At 72.2% G+C, this 15572-nt stretch carries 15 protein-coding genes; 9 read left to right on the top strand and 6 right to left on the bottom strand.

Annotation, left to right across the window (positions count from 1 at the left end; all coding sequences use genetic code 11):
* Nucleotides 1-146 precede the first annotated feature (146 nt).
* Complete coding sequence (locus ACFXAZ_RS24085; protein ID WP_384594860.1) at nucleotides 147-656, bottom strand: GNAT family N-acetyltransferase; 510 nt, start codon at nucleotides 654-656, stop codon at nucleotides 147-149.
* A 294-nt stretch (nucleotides 657-950) separates the two neighbouring features.
* Between ACFXAZ_RS24085 and argC the strand changes: the two genes are divergently transcribed.
* The 5 genes from argC to ACFXAZ_RS24110 all read left to right on the top strand — a co-directional run bounded on the left by argC (nucleotide 951) and on the right by ACFXAZ_RS24110 (nucleotide 5912).
* The gene (gene argC, locus ACFXAZ_RS24090) at nucleotides 951-1979 is read left to right on the top strand and encodes an N-acetyl-gamma-glutamyl-phosphate reductase (protein WP_384594863.1); all 1029 of its coding nucleotides are present in this window, start codon (nucleotides 951-953) and stop codon (nucleotides 1977-1979) included.
* 88 nt (nucleotides 1980-2067) lie between these two features.
* Nucleotides 2068-3222, top strand: coding sequence for a bifunctional glutamate N-acetyltransferase/amino-acid acetyltransferase ArgJ (gene argJ / locus ACFXAZ_RS24095; RefSeq protein ID WP_384594866.1), 1155 nt, complete (start codon nucleotides 2068-2070; stop codon nucleotides 3220-3222).
* Nucleotides 3219-4121, top strand: a complete 903-nt coding sequence (gene argB / locus ACFXAZ_RS24100; RefSeq protein ID WP_384594868.1) for an acetylglutamate kinase — start codon at nucleotides 3219-3221, stop codon at nucleotides 4119-4121. The genes argJ and argB overlap by 4 nt, the downstream gene beginning before the upstream one ends.
* Nucleotides 4118-5323: an acetylornithine transaminase gene (locus ACFXAZ_RS24105; RefSeq protein ID WP_384594871.1), complete on the top strand. Its 1206-nt coding sequence runs from the start codon at nucleotides 4118-4120 to the stop codon at nucleotides 5321-5323. The genes argB and ACFXAZ_RS24105 overlap by 4 nt, the downstream gene beginning before the upstream one ends.
* Nucleotides 5324-5363: 40 nt before the next feature.
* On the top strand, nucleotides 5364-5912 hold the full coding sequence (locus ACFXAZ_RS24110) for an arginine repressor (protein WP_384594874.1): 549 nt from the start codon (nucleotides 5364-5366) through the stop codon (nucleotides 5910-5912).
* Nucleotides 5913-6061: 149 nt separating this feature from the next.
* On the opposite strand, the gene ACFXAZ_RS24115 is transcribed toward ACFXAZ_RS24110, so the two are convergent.
* The 5 genes from ACFXAZ_RS24115 to ACFXAZ_RS24135 form a co-directional block, all read right to left on the bottom strand.
* Nucleotides 6062-6802 (bottom strand): FAD:protein FMN transferase, encoded by a 741-nt coding sequence (locus ACFXAZ_RS24115; protein ID WP_384594910.1) that lies wholly within the window; start codon nucleotides 6800-6802, stop codon nucleotides 6062-6064.
* Between the two features lie 55 nt (nucleotides 6803-6857).
* Nucleotides 6858-7304: an FMN-binding protein gene (locus ACFXAZ_RS24120; protein WP_384594877.1), complete on the bottom strand. Its 447-nt coding sequence runs from the start codon at nucleotides 7302-7304 to the stop codon at nucleotides 6858-6860.
* 121 nt (nucleotides 7305-7425) lie between these two features.
* On the bottom strand, nucleotides 7426-8808 hold the full coding sequence (locus tag ACFXAZ_RS24125; protein WP_384594880.1) for a ferric reductase-like transmembrane domain-containing protein: 1383 nt from the start codon (nucleotides 8806-8808) through the stop codon (nucleotides 7426-7428).
* 116 nt (nucleotides 8809-8924) lie between these two features.
* Complete coding sequence (locus tag ACFXAZ_RS24130; RefSeq protein WP_384594883.1) at nucleotides 8925-9629, bottom strand: L,D-transpeptidase; 705 nt, start codon at nucleotides 9627-9629, stop codon at nucleotides 8925-8927.
* A 140-nt stretch (nucleotides 9630-9769) separates the two neighbouring features.
* Complete coding sequence (locus tag ACFXAZ_RS24135; RefSeq protein WP_384594886.1) at nucleotides 9770-10357, bottom strand: pyridoxamine 5'-phosphate oxidase family protein; 588 nt, start codon at nucleotides 10355-10357, stop codon at nucleotides 9770-9772.
* Between the two features lie 164 nt (nucleotides 10358-10521).
* Between ACFXAZ_RS24135 and argH the strand changes: the two genes are divergently transcribed.
* The 4 genes from argH (at nucleotide 10522) to ACFXAZ_RS24155 (ending at nucleotide 15535) form a co-directional block, all read left to right on the top strand.
* A complete protein-coding gene (gene argH / locus ACFXAZ_RS24140; RefSeq protein WP_384594889.1) occupies nucleotides 10522-11955 on the top strand; it encodes an argininosuccinate lyase in 1434 nt (477 codons plus the stop codon).
* Nucleotides 11956-12284: 329 nt separating this feature from the next.
* Nucleotides 12285-13256 (top strand): aldo/keto reductase, encoded by a 972-nt coding sequence (locus ACFXAZ_RS24145; protein WP_384594892.1) that lies wholly within the window; start codon nucleotides 12285-12287, stop codon nucleotides 13254-13256.
* A 78-nt stretch (nucleotides 13257-13334) separates the two neighbouring features.
* Nucleotides 13335-13886 (top strand): TetR/AcrR family transcriptional regulator, encoded by a 552-nt coding sequence (locus ACFXAZ_RS24150; protein ID WP_384594895.1) that lies wholly within the window; start codon nucleotides 13335-13337, stop codon nucleotides 13884-13886.
* Nucleotides 13883-15535, top strand: coding sequence for an MFS transporter (locus ACFXAZ_RS24155; protein ID WP_384594898.1), 1653 nt, complete (start codon nucleotides 13883-13885; stop codon nucleotides 15533-15535). Before ACFXAZ_RS24150 ends, ACFXAZ_RS24155 begins: the two co-directional genes overlap by 4 nt.
* Nucleotides 15536-15572: the final 37 nt, after the last annotated feature.

Raw genomic sequence — 15572 nt, forward strand, 5'->3', positions numbered from 1 at the left:
GACCCGCGCCGCGCTCGCAAATACCGCCCGGGGCGCCCCCGCGAGATATGCCCAGGGGGGGGAGCTGTTCGGGGGGGAGACCCCCCGGGGGGGGGGGGGGTGGCTCCCCCCCGCCCCCGGCGGCTTTCTGCCTACTGGTCAGGGCCCTAGATGCCGAACGGTGCGGCGTAGCGGACCGTGCCGCTGGGCAGCGGGTGGCCGGCGTCGAGGGTGAGGGCCATCATGGCCTCGTCCGGGACGTCGATGGTGAGGCCGATGCCGTGCTCGGAAGCGCGGGTGAAGCCGAACCTCGGGTAGTACGCCGGGTGTCCGAGGACGGTGACGAAGTGCTCGCCCCGTTCCCTGGCGGCCCGCAACGCGGCGCGGATCGCGGCGGAGCCCGCGCCGGTCCCCTGGTGCTCGGGCCGCACGGCGACGGGGCCCAGGCACAGGGCCGGGGTGTCGTCGATGTGGCAGCGGGTCAGCAGGGCGTGGCCGACGGGCCCGCCGTCGGGGCCGGTGGCGACGAGGGACAGCCCGTCGATCCACGACGGGTCGGCGCGCAGGGCGTCGACGAGGTCCGCCTCCAGCGGAGTGTCGAACGCGGCGAGGCTGATGTCACGAAGGGCGGGGATGTCGGCGCCGGTCTCGGCGCGCGTGATCCAGTCGATGCTCACAGTGGAGGGAGATCCGTTCCATGGTGGGTTCGTATCGGTGGTGCCCCGCGAGCTCACGCTCCCAGCGAGGCGGATCCGGATGAGGTCAGGCCACGGCCCGGGACGTGAGGGCGGTCCGGGCGGTGCGCATGGCGGTGGCCTGGCGCGCGGTCATCAACCCCACCTCCCCACTTCCTCGGTCTGGATCAGATACGAACGCCGGGCAGCTTATCATTCCGCAGCCTCCCATCATGTACGTGATTGCATAAACGTGCAGCGCTGCGTATAGTCATGCCATCCATGAGGAGGGTTTCCATGACGGTACGTGCGGCGGTGGCCGGGGCCAGCGGGTATGCCGGTGGGGAGCTGCTGCGGCTGCTTCTCGCGCACCCCGGGGTCGAGATAGGCGCGCTGACCGGGCACTCCAACGCCGGACAGCGGCTCGGGGGGCTCCAGCCGCATCTGCTGCCGCTGGCGGAGCGGGTGCTCCAGGAGACCAGTGCCGACGTGCTCGCCGGGCATGACGTGGTGTTTCTCGCGCTGCCGCACGGGCAGTCCGCCGCGGTCGCCGAGCAGCTCGGGCCGGAGGTGCTCGTGATCGACATGGGCGCCGACTTCCGGCTGACGGACGCCGCCGACTGGGAGCGTTTCTACGGTTCCGCGCATGCCGGGACCTGGCCGTACGGCCTTCCCGAACTGCCGGGTGCCCGCGCCGCGCTGGAGGGGTCCAAGCGCGTCGCGGTGCCCGGTTGCTACCCGACGGCCGTCTCGCTCGCCCTGTTCCCGGCGTACGCCGCCGGGCTGGCCGAGTCCGAGGCCGTGGTCGTGGCCGCCTCCGGCACCTCCGGGGCGGGCAAGGCGCCCAAGGCGCAGCTGCTCGGCTCCGAGGTCATGGGCTCCATGTCGCCGTACGGCGTCGGCGGCGGCCACCGGCACACCCCCGAGATGATCCAGAACCTCAGCGCGGTCGCCGGTGAGCGGGTGGCCGTCTCCTTCACGCCCACCCTCGCGCCCATGTCCCGCGGCATCCTCGCCACCTGCAATGTCAAGGCACGCCCCGGGGTCACCGCCGAGTCCGTGCGGGCCGCCTACGAGAAGGCGTTCACCGACGAGCCGTTCGTCCATCTGCTGCCCGAGGGGCAGTGGCCCGCCACCGCGTCCGTCCAGGGTTCCAACGCCGTTCAGGTGCAGGTCGCGTATGACGCGGCCGTCGGACGCATCATCGCGATCAGCGCCATCGACAACCTGACGAAGGGCACCGCGGGAGGCGCCCTTCAGAGCATGAACATCGCCCTGGGGATCGATGAGGCCACAGGGCTTTCCACGATCGGAGTCGCACCGTGAGCGACGCACGTGCAGCCACCGGGCCGCAGACAACGACGACAGCCGCACCTCTGCGCTGCACGGGCGGAGAAGCGAACGAGGAGACGCAGTGAGTGTCACGGCAGCACAAGGGTTCACCGCTGCGGGCATCGCCGCCGGGATCAAGGAGAACGGCAATCCGGATCTGGCCCTCGTGGTCAACACCGGGCCGCGCCGGGCCGCCGCGGGCGTCTTCACCTCCAACCGGGTCAAGGCCGCCCCGGTGCTGTGGTCGGAGCAGGTGCTCAAGGGCGGCCGGGTCGGCGCCGTGATCCTCAACTCCGGTGGCGCCAACGCCTGTACGGGGCCCAAGGGGTTCCAGGACACCCATGCCACGGCCGAGAAGGTCGCCGAGGTCCTCGACGGGCACAGCGCCGGTGAGGTCGCGGTGTGCTCCACCGGGCTGATCGGCCTGCTGCTGCCCATGGACAAGCTGCTGCCGGGCGTCGAGACGGCCGCCGCACAGCTCTCCGGGCACGGCGGCGAGAAGGCCGCCATCGCCATCAAGACCACCGACAGTGTGCACAAGACGGCCGTGGTGGCCAAGGACGGCTGGAGCGTCGGCGGCATGGCCAAGGGGGCCGGGATGCTCGCCCCCGGCCTCGCCACCATGCTCGTCGTGCTCACCACCGACGCCGACCTCGAAGCCGACGTGCTGGACCGGGCGCTGCGCGCCGCCACCCGGACCACCTTCGACCGGGTCGACTCCGACGGCTGCATGTCCACCAACGACACCGTGCTGCTGCTGGCCTCCGGCGCCTCCGGGATCGTCCCGGACGACACCGAGTTCGCCGAGGCCGTCCGGGCCGTCTGCGACGACCTCGGGCAGCAGCTGATCCGGGACGCCGAGGGCGCCAGCAAGGACATCAGGATCGAGGTGATCAACGCGGCGAGCGAGGACGACGCCGTGGAGGTCGGGCGGTCCATCGCCCGCAACAACCTCCTCAAGTGCGCCATCCACGGCGAGGACCCCAACTGGGGCCGGGTGCTCAGCGCCATCGGCACGACCGCCGCCGCCTTCGAGCCCGACCGCCTCAACGTCGCCATCAACGGCGTCTGGGTGTGCAAGAACGGCGGCGTCGGCGAGGACCGCGACAAGGTCGACATGCGCTTCCGCGAGGTGCACATCGTCGCCGACCTCGCCGCCGGTTCCGACACCGCCACCATCTGGACCAACGACCTCACCGCCGACTACGTCCACGAGAACAGCGCGTACTCGTCATGAGCGGCACCCGCAAGCACACCGCGCTGCCCAAGGCGCAGATCCTCATCGAGGCCCTGCCCTGGCTGACCCGGCACCACGGCAGGACCGTCGTCATCAAGTTCGGCGGCAACGCCATGGTGGACGAGGAACTGAAGGCCGCCTTCGCGCAGGACGTCGTCTTCCTGCGGCAGGCCGGCCTCAAACCGGTCGTCGTGCACGGCGGCGGCCCGCAGATCAGCGCCGCCCTCGACCGGCACGGCATCGTCAGCGAGTTCAAGGCGGGCCTGCGCGTCACCACCGAGGAGGCCATGGACGTCGTACGGATGGTGCTGGCCGGACAGGTCCAGCGCGAGCTGGTCGGGCTGCTCAACGAGCACGGGCCGCTCGCCGTCGGCATCACCGGCGAGGACGCCCGCACCATGACCGCCACCAGGCACCGGCCCTTCGTCGACGGCGAACCCGTCGACATCGGGCGGGTCGGCGAGATCACCGAGATCGACACGGGAGCGATCGAGGCCCTGCTCGCCGACGGCCGTATCCCGGTCGTCTCCTCCATCGCCCGCAGTCAGGACGACGGACATGTCTACAACGTCAATGCTGATACGGCGGCTGCGGCACTCGCTGCGGCGCTGGGCGCCGAGACCCTCATGGTCCTCACGGACGTCGAGGGACTCTACGAGGACTGGCCGCACAGCGACGAGGTGATCAGCCGGCTCACCGCCACCCAGCTGGAGAAACTGCTGCCCGACCTGTCCGCCGGGATGGTGCCGAAGATGGAGGGCTGTCTGCACGCCGTCCGCAACGGCGTCACCACCGCCCGGGTCATCGACGGACGGGTCCAGCACTCGATCCTGCTGGAGATCTTCACGGATGAAGGGATCGGCACGATGGTCGTGCCCGACGGACAGGGGGAGCCGTGACCGACACCGAGAGCAACGCCGAGCTGACCGCTCGCTGGCAGGGCGCGCTCATGAACAACTACGGCACCCCGCGGCTGCCTCTGGTACGCGGCGAGGGCACCCGGCTCTGGGACGCCGACGGCACCGAGTACATCGATTTCGTCGGCGGCATCGCGGTCAACGCGCTCGGCCACGCCCACCCGGCGATCGTCGAGGCGGTGAGCCGGCAGATCGCGTCCCTCGGGCATGTCTCCAACCTGTTCGTCGCCGAACCGCCCGTCGCGCTCGCCGAACGGCTGCTCCAGCTGTTCGGCCGGGACGGCAAGGTGTTCTTCTGCAACTCGGGCGCCGAGGCCAACGAGGGCGCGTTCAAGATAGGGCGGCTGACCGGGCGGACCCATATGGTCGCCACCGACGGCGGCTTCCACGGCCGCACCATGGGCGCCCTCGCCCTCACCGGCCAGCCCGGCAAACAGGAACCCTTCCTGCCGCTGCCCGGCGAGGTCACCCATGTGCCCTACGGCGACGCGCAGGCGCTGGCCGCCGCCGTCACCGAGAACACGGCGTTCGTCATCATCGAGCCGATCCAGGGCGAGAACGGGGTCGTCGTCCCGCCGCCGGGCTATCTGAAGGCGGCCCGCGCGATCACGGCGGCGAACGGCAGTCTCCTCGTGCTGGACGAGGTGCAGACGGGGGTCGGCCGGACCGGGCACTGGTTCGAGTACCAGGCCCACGAAGGTGTGCTGCCCGATGTCGTCACCCTCGCCAAGGGGCTCGGCGGCGGGCTGCCGCTCGGCGCGACCATCGCCTTCGGGCGGGCCGCGGAGCTGCTCCAGCCGGGCCAGCACGGTACGACCTTCGGCGGCAACCCCGTCGCCTGTGCGGCCGGGCTCGCCGTCCTCGACACCATCGCGAGCGACGGGCTGCTGGCGAACGTCAAGCGGCAGGGCGAGAGCCTGCGGGACGGGATCGAGGCGCTCGGGCATCCGCTGGTCGCCCATGTCCGGGGCGCGGGCCTGCTGCTGGGTATCGTGCTCACCAGGCCGCTCGCGCCGCGGGTGCAGCAGGCGGCCCAGGACGCCGGCTTCCTGGTCAACGCGCCCGCCCCCGATGTCGTACGGCTGATGCCGCCGCTGAACACCGGGGACGACGACGTGGCGGCGCTGCTGCGGGCGCTGCCCGGGGTGCTCGACGCGGCCGGCGGTGACGCACGATCCGAGTGAAGAGTGTCCGGGGAACGAGTGTCCGGGGAATGGGACGACGATGAGTCAGGCGCAGGACCATGAGCAGGTGTCCGGGGCGGCCGGGTCCGCGGTGCCGCAGACGCGGACCGCACGGCACCGGCGGATCGTGGACATCCTCAACCGGCAGCCCGTGCGGTCGCAGAGCCAGCTGGCCAAGCTGCTCTCGGACGACGGGCTGCATGTCACCCAGGCGACCCTGTCCCGGGACCTCGACGAGCTGAACGCCGTGAAGATCCGCGACAACGACGGGGATCTGATCTACGCGGTGCCCAGCGAGGGCGGGTTCCGTACGCCTCGGGCGCCGCTGGGGGAGTCGGCGAAGGAGGAGCGGATGCGGAGGCTGTCCGCGGAGCTGCTGATCTCCGCGGAGGCGTCCGCGAATCTCGTGGTCCTGCGTACGCCGCCGGGCGCGGCCCAGTTCCTCGCCTCGGCCATCGACCAGGCCGAGCTGCACGACATCCTGGGGACGATCGCCGGGGACGACACGCTGCTGCTGATCAGCCGTCGGGCCGACGGGGGGCAGGCCCTGGCGGACCACATGCTGCGGGTGGCTCAGAACGGGGGGTGAGGTGGGGGGGGCTGGTGCGTCGCCGGGTGCGGGTGGTCGGTGGCTGGTCGCGCAGTTCCCCGCGCCCCCAAGGCGTTGCAGTCGCCTGCGTCTCTTGTCGCCGTAGCTTGAGGCACCCCGGCAGCGCGCGGGAGTGACACGCCCCCGCCTCAGCCCAGCCGCGCTGCCAGTCCCCCCGTGCACCACACCTCGTCCCCCGCCGTGATCAGCAGTGCCTCCACGCCCGGCAGTGACTCCAGCCACCCCAACGCCTCCCGCGAACCCATCGCGAACGCCGCCGTCGCCCAGCAGTCGGCCCAGGTCAGGTCAGGGGCGACCACCGTCACCGCCACCAGATCGGTCACCGCCGACCTCGCTGTGCGCGGGTCCACGATGTGCGCGCCCCGCTCGGCCGTACCCGACGTGGCGACCGCCAGTTCCGGCGCGCCCGCCGCCGAGACGACCGCCGCGAGACCCCCGGGACGCAGCGGGTCGGCGACCCCCACCCGCCAGGGGCGGTCGGCGGCCGGCACGCCCAGCAACTGCACATCGCCGCCGCCGTTCACACTCACCCCCACCACCCCCTCCACCGCCCTCAACCGCAGCGCGGCCCGCCGCACCGACCAGCCCTTCACGATCCCGGTCGGATCGAGCCGCCCGCGGTACCGCGTGCTGAACCACCCCCCGCTCACCCGCTCCGCCTCCGCCCCCAGCGCCAGCACCTCGGCCACCTCCGGATCGCACCGCCCGACCGTCAGCTCCCCCGCCGCCAGCCGCGACACCTGACTGTCCTCGCGATACGCGCTGAACACCGCGTCGACCCGATGCAGCCCGGCGACCACCTCCCGCACGGCGGCCCGGACCGCGTCCGGCTCACCACCGCGCACATCGAGGGAGAACACGGTGCCCATGACCTCCTCCACATGCCGTACGACGCCGGGCACGGGCGCGGATTCAGCCACCGGCTCAGCCACCGGCCCGGTCCAGCGCCGACTGGAGGGACTCCTTGTACCCGGCGCTGGTGTACGTCGCCCCGGACACGGCGTCGATCCGGGCGCTGCCCGCCGCCACCGCCGCCTGGTTGAGCTTCGGTACGGCGTTGGCCGTGACCTGCGTGCTTTGGCCGCCGCTGGGCGCCTGCACGGTCTCCGCCCCGGTGATCCTCCCGCCGCTCACCGTGATCCGGACCTGCACGGGGCCGTACGGGGTCCGCGCGGCGGTGCCGGTGACCGTGGCGCCGCCGGTGGGCCGGGCGCCGCCCTGCGCCGACTGACCGGCCGCGGCGGGGGGCCGGGCGCCGCCCGCCGCCGCGCCGGGGTCGGAGCCCGGCTTCATCGACAGCAGCAGCACGATGCCGGACACGGTGGCCGCGGTGGCGAGCACGGCACGCCGGACGGGGTGGCTCTTCTTCATGGTTGCCGGTCTCCTGATGACCCGTCGGGGGAGGGGGAGGAAGGGGAGAAAGGGGAAGAAGGGGAAGAAGGGGAAGAAGGGGAAGAGGGCGGGGGAGGGTCCCTGGGGGAGGAGGCCCCGCTCACATCGCGAACGACTCGTGGTGGATGCGGCGCGCCGGGACACCCGCGCCGCGCAGCGCCTCGTACACCGCCTGCGCGAAGCCGGGGGGCCCGCACAGGAAGACGTCGTGCCGGTCGATGTCGGGGATCTTTCGCTGGAGGGTCTCCGCGGAGATGTCGGGGCGGGCCCCGTCCGGGCTGTTGACGGCGTACATCAGGCGGGCGCCGCGCTCGTCGGCGATGGCGGACAGCTCGTCCCACAGGGCCAGGTCCTGGGTGGTGGTGGCCCGGTAGAGAAGGGTGATGTCACCGGCCGCGCCGGGCAGCGTCTCGAACAGTGCCCGCATCGGGGTGATGCCGACCCCGCCCGCCACCAGCAGCACCTTGCCCCGGCTGCGCCGGGAGGCGGTCAGGGCGCCGTACGGACCCTCCGCCCACACGCGCGTCCCGGGCCGCAGCCCGCGCAGCCCGGCGCTGTGGTCGCCGATCGCCTTCACGGTGATCCGGAGCAGGTCCGGCCGGGGCGCGGCCGACAGCGAGTACGGGTGGGAGCTGAACCGCATCCCCGGCGCCAGGAACCGCCACCGGAAGAACTGCCCGGCCTCCGCGCCTATCCGGTGCAGCCTGCGCCCGCCGATCAGCACCGACACAATCCCCGGCGTCTCCTCGACGACCGCCTCGACCCGCATCCGGTGGCGCAGGTTCAGCCGGATCGGGGTGAGGACCCGGAACCAGATCACCAGCGCGCTGACCACCCCGTACAGCCCGTACCAGAACGTCTTCGCGAGGGGCCGCACGGCGAAGTCGTTGCCGGTGGAGATCTGGTGCCAGAACGTCAGGAACACCGCCGCGTACGTCATCAGATGCACGTGGTACCAGGTGTCGTACGGCATCCTGCGCCGCACCCCGCCGATCGAGACCAGGCCGATCAGCACCAGCAGGGCGGTACCGGTCGCGGCCTTGCCCAGGTCGGGGAGCTGGGTGAGGGAGTCGGTGGTCTGGCGGACGATGTCGGCCAGGCCCAGGCCCGCTCGGCGGGCGTGGCCCCACATGATGAGGACGACATGGGCGAGGACCAGGCACAGGGTGTAGCGGCCGGTCATCGCGTGCCAGCGGGCCACCCGGTCCGAGCCGACCCGCCGCTCCAGCGCGGGCACCCGGGCCATCTGGAGCACCACCAGCGCCATCAGATAGCCCGCGAGCAGTCCGGTGATCCGGCCCGCGTTGATGATCCGGCCGGTGTCGTCGCCGATCGAGGGCGTGTTGCCCCACCACAGCCACAGCACGGCGGCGGCACCCGCCCCCACCGCGAGCAGCAGCGGGACGGCGGGGGAGCGGCGCGGGCGGATGCGGCGCATCGTCTGCCGCCGGGCGGCACGGCCGCCTGCGAGCGTGCTGGTCACGGTTCCTCCGGGGACGGGGGCGACGGGTGTGTCGTGGTCCCTTGGCCCAGAGATACGCGCGGCGCCCGCGAACCGTTCAGAGCGTCGGCGGGTAGCCGGCGGCCGGCGGGCGCGGCTCAGTAACGAGTGATCGCCGTGGTGCCGTCCTGTGTGCCCACCGCGATGTGCGGCCGGGCCTCCGGGCGGGCCCAGGCGAGGATCGCGCGCATCGCGTCGGCGGGCACGGACACACAACCGGCCGTCGCGCCGCTGCCGTTGACGTGCAGGAAGATCCCGGCACCGCGCCCGCGCACCGGCGTGCGGTAGTTGAAGCCGATGACGAGGGCGTGCGCGTACTGCGTGCCGTAGGAGACCAGATGCTCCGCGTGCCCGGCCCGGCAGTCGGCGGCGCGCGGCTCGCTCCAGCGGTTGTAGTCCGCCGAGTCGTTGTCCTGGCACCACCAGGACTCCTGCCCCACCGGCCGGTAGGTGTACGTCGTCCCGGGCGGCGCCGGCTCGATGCCGAAGGCGTACGGCAGGTCGTACAGCCCGGTGGGGGTGGTGTTCGTGCCCTGCTTGCGGGCGCCCCCCTCGACCAGCCCGTTGGCCCCGAACCGGGCCGGTGCCGTGCCCGACTCCACCCAGTCGCCGTCCCGGCGGTCCCACCAGGTGACCGCGCCGGTGGTGGAGCCGGTCTCCGGTGCCACGGCGGTGATCAGCTGATCACCGCCCCCGGTGTCGGCCAGCGTGGCGGGCAGCGGTTCCTCCGGGGCGGGCGGGGCCATGCCCAGGAGGGCGGCGGAGGTGACGAGGGCGAGGGCGGCGGCGAGGGTGGGGCGCATGGCGCCGACGCTAGGGGAGCGGGGGGACCCCGGCAGTGCGGGTGACCCGTTCGAGGGCACCGCGTGACCGGCCCGCCGCAACGGCCCCCGGCTGTACGGGTGCCTGGCTACACGGATGGCCTGGCTATACGGGTGCCTGGCTACACGGGTGTCGGTGGGAGCGGGAGCGGCAGCCCCGGCAGGCCGTCCAGGCTGGTGGCGATGTGGTCCTTCTTGTGGAAGTAGGCGTCGAGCGAGTCGTCGTCCTCGCGCGCGAAGCGCCGCCCGTGCAGCTCGCGGTCCTCGTCGTACGTCATCAGCGGAACGGCGTAACCACAGCTGTCGCGCAGGAGATCGGCCGTCACCACGATGATCGCGCGGAGTCCGTGCCGGGTGGCGTCGATGTCCGGGAAGCGGGCGAGCAGGCCGGGGAAGCGGGGGTCGTCCCGGAAGACCGGCTCGCCGTGGCCGTGCAACCGGACGATGTTCGGCGGTCCCTGGAAGGCGCACCACATCAGGGTGATCCGGCCGTTCTCGCGCAGATGTGCGATGGTCTCGGCGTTCGACCCGGCGAAATCGAGATACGCCACCGTCAACTCGTCGAGGATGGCGAAGGAGCCCTTGAGGCCCTTGGGAGAGAGATTGACCGTACCCTCGCCGGACAGCGGGGCGGTCGCGGTGAAGAAGAGCGGCTGCTCTTCGATGAACGTACGGAGTCTGCCGTCAATGCGCTCATATGTCTTTCCCACGCCTAAAGATTATTCAGCCTAACGACCTCTGCGGCAATGGGATTGAATTGACTACTCATGCATGACTCTGCATACTCATGCAAGGTTCAAGGTGCAAGGTCATGCATGGGCGGTCGGGTGGAGTCGTGCACCGACCGGCGAACGCAGTGTGAGGAGCAAAGCAAGTGAGCAGCAACAGCAAGGACGTCCGGCTCTGGGGCGGCCGTTTCGCCGACGGTCCCGCCGAGGCCCTGGCGAAGCTGTCCGCGTCCGTCCACTTCGACTGGCGGCTCGCGCCCTACGACATCGCGGGCTCCCGCGCCCACGCGCGCGTGCTGCACAAGGCGGGGCTGCTCAGCGACGACGAGCTGACCCGCATGATCGCCGGGCTCGACCGGCTGGCGGCGGATGTCGCCGACGGCTCCTTCACCGGCACCATCGCCGACGAGGACGTCCACACCGCCCTGGAGCGCGGGCTCCTGGAGCGGCTCGGCCCCGACCTCGGCGGCAAGCTGCGCGCGGGCCGCTCCCGCAACGACCAGGTGGCGACTCTCTTCCGGATGTATCTGCGGGACCACGCCCGTACGGTCGGCGGCCTGATCGCCGACCTTCAGGACGCCCTCGTCGGTCTCGCCGAGGCCCACCCCGACACGGCGATGCCCGGCCGCACCCACCTCCAGCACGCCCAGCCGGTGCTCTTCGCCCACCATGTCCTCGCCCATGTCCAGTCCCTGTCCCGGGACGCCGAGCGGCTGCGCCAGTGGGACGAGCGCACGGCCGTCTCGCCGTACGGCTCCGGCGCGCTCGCGGGCAGCAGCCTGGGCCTGGACCCGGAGGCGGTGGCGGAGGAGCTGGGCTTCGAGCACGGCAGCGCCGGCAACTCCATCGACGGCACGGCCTCCCGGGACTTCGCCGCCGAGTTCGCCTTCATCACCGCGATGATCGGGGTGAACCTCTCCCGGATCGCCGAGGAGGTCATCATCTGGAACACGAAGGAATTCTCCTTCGTGACGCTGCACGACGCGTTCTCCACCGGCTCCTCGATCATGCCGCAGAAGAAGAACCCGGACATCGCCGAGCTGGCCCGGGGCAAGTCCGGTCGGCTGATCGGCAACCTCACCGGCCTGATGGCCACCCTCAAGGCCCTCCCGCTCGCCTACAACCGGGACCTCCAGGAGGACAAGGAGCCGGTCTTCGACTCCATCGACCAGCTGGAGATCCTGCTCCCCGCCTTCACCGGCATGATGGCCACCCTCACCGTCCACCGCGAGCGCCTGGAGGAGCTGGCCCCGGCCGGTTTCTCCCTCGCCACCGACATCGCCGAGTGGCTGGTCCGGCAGGGCGTCCCGTTCCGCGTCGCGCACGAGGTGGCCGGCGAGTGCGTCAAGGCCGCCGAGGCCGAGGGCAAGGAACTGGCCGACCTCACCGACGAGCAGTTCGCCAAGATCTCCACCCACCTCACCCCCAAGGTCCGCACGGTCCTCGACGTCCCCGGCGCCATCGCCTCCCGCAACGGCCGCGGCGGCACGGCCCCCGCGGCGGTCGCCATCCAACTGGCGGAACTGAAGGCGGACGTGGCCGGCCAGCACGAATGGGCCCAGGCCAAACAGGGGGTCTGAGCGGCGACGCTGGGGCGTTTGGGCGGGGAGGGGGACGCGGCGTATTTGGTGATGTGGGGCGCCGGAGCGTCTTGGGGGCCGCTGTCCGGGGGCGTGGGACGCCGGGTGCTGCCCGGCGGTGGGGGGGGGTGTGGGGCGCGGGACGCCGGGTGCCGCTTGGTTCCGGGGGGCCGGGACGCCGTTCTTTTCAGGGGCGCGGGGAACTGCGCGAGCAACCACCCACCCACCCGCACCCGGCGAGCCCACCCTCACCCCCCGCCCCACGCCCCGCCCCGTTCGCCGCCAGGGGTTACGTTGATCGAGACCGACGCCAACCCCCGGAGCCCCCGATGCCCTTCGCCCGCCTGGCCAAGGCAACCACCCCCACCGCCCACATCGGCCTGGGCCTGGCCGCGGTCGGCCGCCCCGGCTACCTCACCCTCGACCGAGCCGAAGCCCTCGGAGAGACCCGTACCGCCGCAGCCCTGCGCACCCGCACCCACGACCTCCTCACCGCCGCCTACGCCCAGGGCGTCCGCTACTTCGACACGGCCCGCTCCTACGGCCGCGCGGAGGAGTTCCTCGCCGACTGGCTCACGGCCAACCCCGGCATCGACGACGTGGTCATCGGCAGCAAATGGGGCTACACCTACACCGCCGACTGGACCATCGACGCCGACCGCCACGAGGTCAAGGACCACAGCCTCGCCGCCTACGAACGCCAGCGCGCGGAGACCGCCGCCCTGCTCGGCGACCGCCTCGACCTCTACCAGATCCACTCGGTGACCCCGGACAGCCCGGCCCTCACCGACCGCGCCCTGCACACCGCGCTGGCCGAGGCCGCCGCCGGGGGCGTCACCGTCGGCTTCTCCACCAGCGGCCCCGCCCAGGCCGACGCGATCCGGGCCGCCCTGGACATCACGGTCGACGGCGAGCGCCTCTTCCGTACCGTGCAGGCGACCTACAACGCGCTGGAGACCTCGGCCGGGCCCGCGCTCACGGAGGCGCACGACGCCGGTCTGACGGTGATCGTCAAGGAGGCCATGGCCAACGGCCGGCTCGCGCAGCCCCACGCCCCCGAGGCCATGCGGGCGGTCGCCGAGGAGACCTCGCAGGACTGTGACGCCGTCGCCCTCGCCCTGGTCCTGCGCCGGCCGTGGGCCGGGGTCGTGCTGTCCGGCGCCGCGACCGTCGCCCAGCTCGCCGCCAATCTCCACGCGCCCCTCGTGGACCTGGACGAGGACCAGCTCACCCGTCTCGCCCAGCTCACCGAGAACCCGGAAACGTACTGGTCGGAGCGGGCCCGGCTGCCCTGGCACTGAGCTGCCCCGGCTGCGGACGGGCGGCCTCCCCATCCCCTGAATGAGACAAGAATGTCTCATATGGGTTATGGTCGTCTCATGGCTGTCGACCGTGACCATGTGCTGCGCAGTGCCGCAGCCCTGCTGACCCATCGAGCCACCGCGACCATGGACGAGGTCGCCAAGGCCGCGGGCATCAGCCGCGCCACCCTGCACCGGCACTTCGCGGGCCGGGACGCCCTGGTCCGCGCCCTGGAGACGCTGGGCCTCGGCGAGTGCGAGGCCGCGCTGGACCGGGCCCGGCTCGCCGACGGCAGCGCGAGCGACGCCGTACGCCGGCTGATCCGCGAGATCGAACCGGCGGCCGGTCTGCTCGGCTTCCTCGTCACCGAGAACCAGCTCTTCGAGGGCGAGGAGCGCAACGAGGGATGGGAGCGGCTCGACGCGCGGATCTCCGCGCTGTTCCGGCGTGGCCAGGACAGCGGAGAGTTCCGCATCGACCTCTCGGCCGTCTGGCTCACCGAGGCGCTCTACGGGCTGGTGGGCTCCGCGGCCTGGGCCGTCATGGACGGCAGGGTCGCCGCCAAAGACTTCGAAACCATGATCGTCGAGCTGTTGCTCGGCGGAGCGATACGGAGAACGCAATCATGAGCAGCACCCTGCGGCCGGCGAGTGCCACCGAGGCCGTGAAGCGCCCCGGACGCTGGCTGGCGCTGTCCGTCCTGGTGCTCGCCGTTCTGCTGGTGGCCGTCGACGCGACCGTCCTCGGCCTCGCCACCCCGTACATCAGCGAGGATCTCAGCCCCTCCGGCAACCAGCTGCTGTGGATCGGTGACGTCTACTCGTTCGTCATCGCCGGTCTGCTGGTGTCCATGGGCAGCCTCGGCGACCGTATCGGCCGCAAGAAGATCCTGCTGATCGGCGCGACCGCGTTCGGCGCGGTGTCCGTGCTCAACGCCTACGCGACCTCGCCGGAACTGCTGATCGTGGCGCGGGCCCTGCTCGGAGTCGCGGGCGCGACCCTGATGCCCGCCACGCTCGCCCTGATCCGCAACATCTTCCACGACCCGCGCGAGCGCAGCCTCGCCATCGGCATCTGGGGCGCCACCGCCTCCGCCGGTATGGCGATCGGCCCGATCATGGGCGGATTCCTGCTGGAGCACTTCTGGTGGGGCTCGGTCTTCCTGATCAACCTGCCCGTGATGGCGGTGCTGGTCCTGGTCGGCGCCAAGATGCTCCCCGAGTCCCGCAACCCGAGGCCCGGCCCCTGGGACATGGCCAGCGTCGTGCTGTCGCTGGTCGGCATGATCGGCGTGGTGTACGCGATCAAGGAGGCGGCCAGCCATGGGTTCGCGTGGGGCACCCTGGCGGCGGGTCTGCTCGGCGCGGCGGCGCTGTACGGCTTCGTACGCCGTCAGTTCACGCTCCCGGCCCCGCTGCTGGACGTACGACTGTTCCGCAACCGTGGCTTCAGCGGCGCGGTCCTCGCCGATCTGCTGACCATCCTGGGCATGGCCGGCCTGGTGTTCTTCCTGTCGCAGTACCTCCAGCTGGTGCAGGGCAGGCGGCCCCTGGAGGCCGGTCTCGCCGAACTGCCCGCGGCGGTCGGCGCGGTGGCGGCCGGTCTGATCGCCGGTACGGCGGCCCGGCGCTTCTCGGTGCGGTCCGTGGTCTCCGGCGGTCTCGCCGCCGTCGGCCTCGCCCTGGGCACGCTGTCCTTCCTCGACCAGTCCACCGGCTATCCGCTGCTCGGCGCCGCCCTGCTGGTCGTCGGCATCGGCGCGGGCTTCGCGTTCACCGTCACGGCGGACGTGATCCTCGCCTCCGTACCGAAGGAGCAGGCGGGCGCGGCCTCGGCGGTCTCGGAGACGGCGTACGAACTGGGCGCGGCCCTCGGCATCGCCCTGCTCGGCTCCATCGTGACCGGCGTCTACCGTGGCTTCCCGGCCCCGCCGGGCACCCCGGAGTCGGCCCACGAGTCGCTGGGCGGCGCGGTCGAGGTGGCGGCGGGGCTGCCGCCCGCGACCGCGCAGCAGCTCCTGGACTCGGCCCGGAACTCCTTCGTCGACGGCCTCACCATGGCGGCGGGCATCGGCGCGGCGGTGCTGCTGGCCGCCTCGGTGGCGGCGTGGTTCCTGCTACGCGGCGCCCGGCTGGAGAGCGGCGGCGAGCCGGTGGAGGCCGGGGAGTGGGAGAACGCCGGAGAGTCGGCGGACGGCCGTGAAGCGGAGCGCTCCGGTGCGTCGGTGGGCTCCGGATCCGTCAAGAGCGCCGGTGACGTGAAGTGCGGCGCCGAATAGGGGGAGCGGGGGGCGGGCGCGCGGGGCCGTAGCGTTC

It is taken from the genome of Streptomyces sp. NPDC059477, assembly GCF_042749375.1.
Taxonomy (GTDB): Bacteria; Actinomycetota; Actinomycetes; order Streptomycetales; family Streptomycetaceae; genus Streptomyces.

Coding starts and splice junctions, on each gene's coding strand:
- argC (WP_384594863.1), top strand. CDS start 951: ATGACGGTACGTGCGGCGGTGGCCGGGGCCAGCGGGTATGCCGGTGGG.
- argB (WP_384594868.1), top strand. CDS start 3,219: ATGAGCGGCACCCGCAAGCACACCGCGCTGCCCAAGGCGCAGATCCTC.
- ACFXAZ_RS24110 (WP_384594874.1), top strand. CDS start 5,364: ATGAGTCAGGCGCAGGACCATGAGCAGGTGTCCGGGGCGGCCGGGTCC.
- ACFXAZ_RS24115 (WP_384594910.1), bottom strand. CDS start 6,802: ATGGGCACCGTGTTCTCCCTCGATGTGCGCGGTGGTGAGCCGGACGCG.
- ACFXAZ_RS24120 (WP_384594877.1), bottom strand. CDS start 7,304: ATGAAGAAGAGCCACCCCGTCCGGCGTGCCGTGCTCGCCACCGCGGCC.
- ACFXAZ_RS24130 (WP_384594883.1), bottom strand. CDS start 9,629: ATGCGCCCCACCCTCGCCGCCGCCCTCGCCCTCGTCACCTCCGCCGCC.
- ACFXAZ_RS24145 (WP_384594892.1), top strand. CDS start 12,285: ATGCCCTTCGCCCGCCTGGCCAAGGCAACCACCCCCACCGCCCACATC.
- ACFXAZ_RS24150 (WP_384594895.1), top strand. CDS start 13,335: ATGGCTGTCGACCGTGACCATGTGCTGCGCAGTGCCGCAGCCCTGCTG.
- ACFXAZ_RS24155 (WP_384594898.1), top strand. CDS start 13,883: ATGAGCAGCACCCTGCGGCCGGCGAGTGCCACCGAGGCCGTGAAGCGC.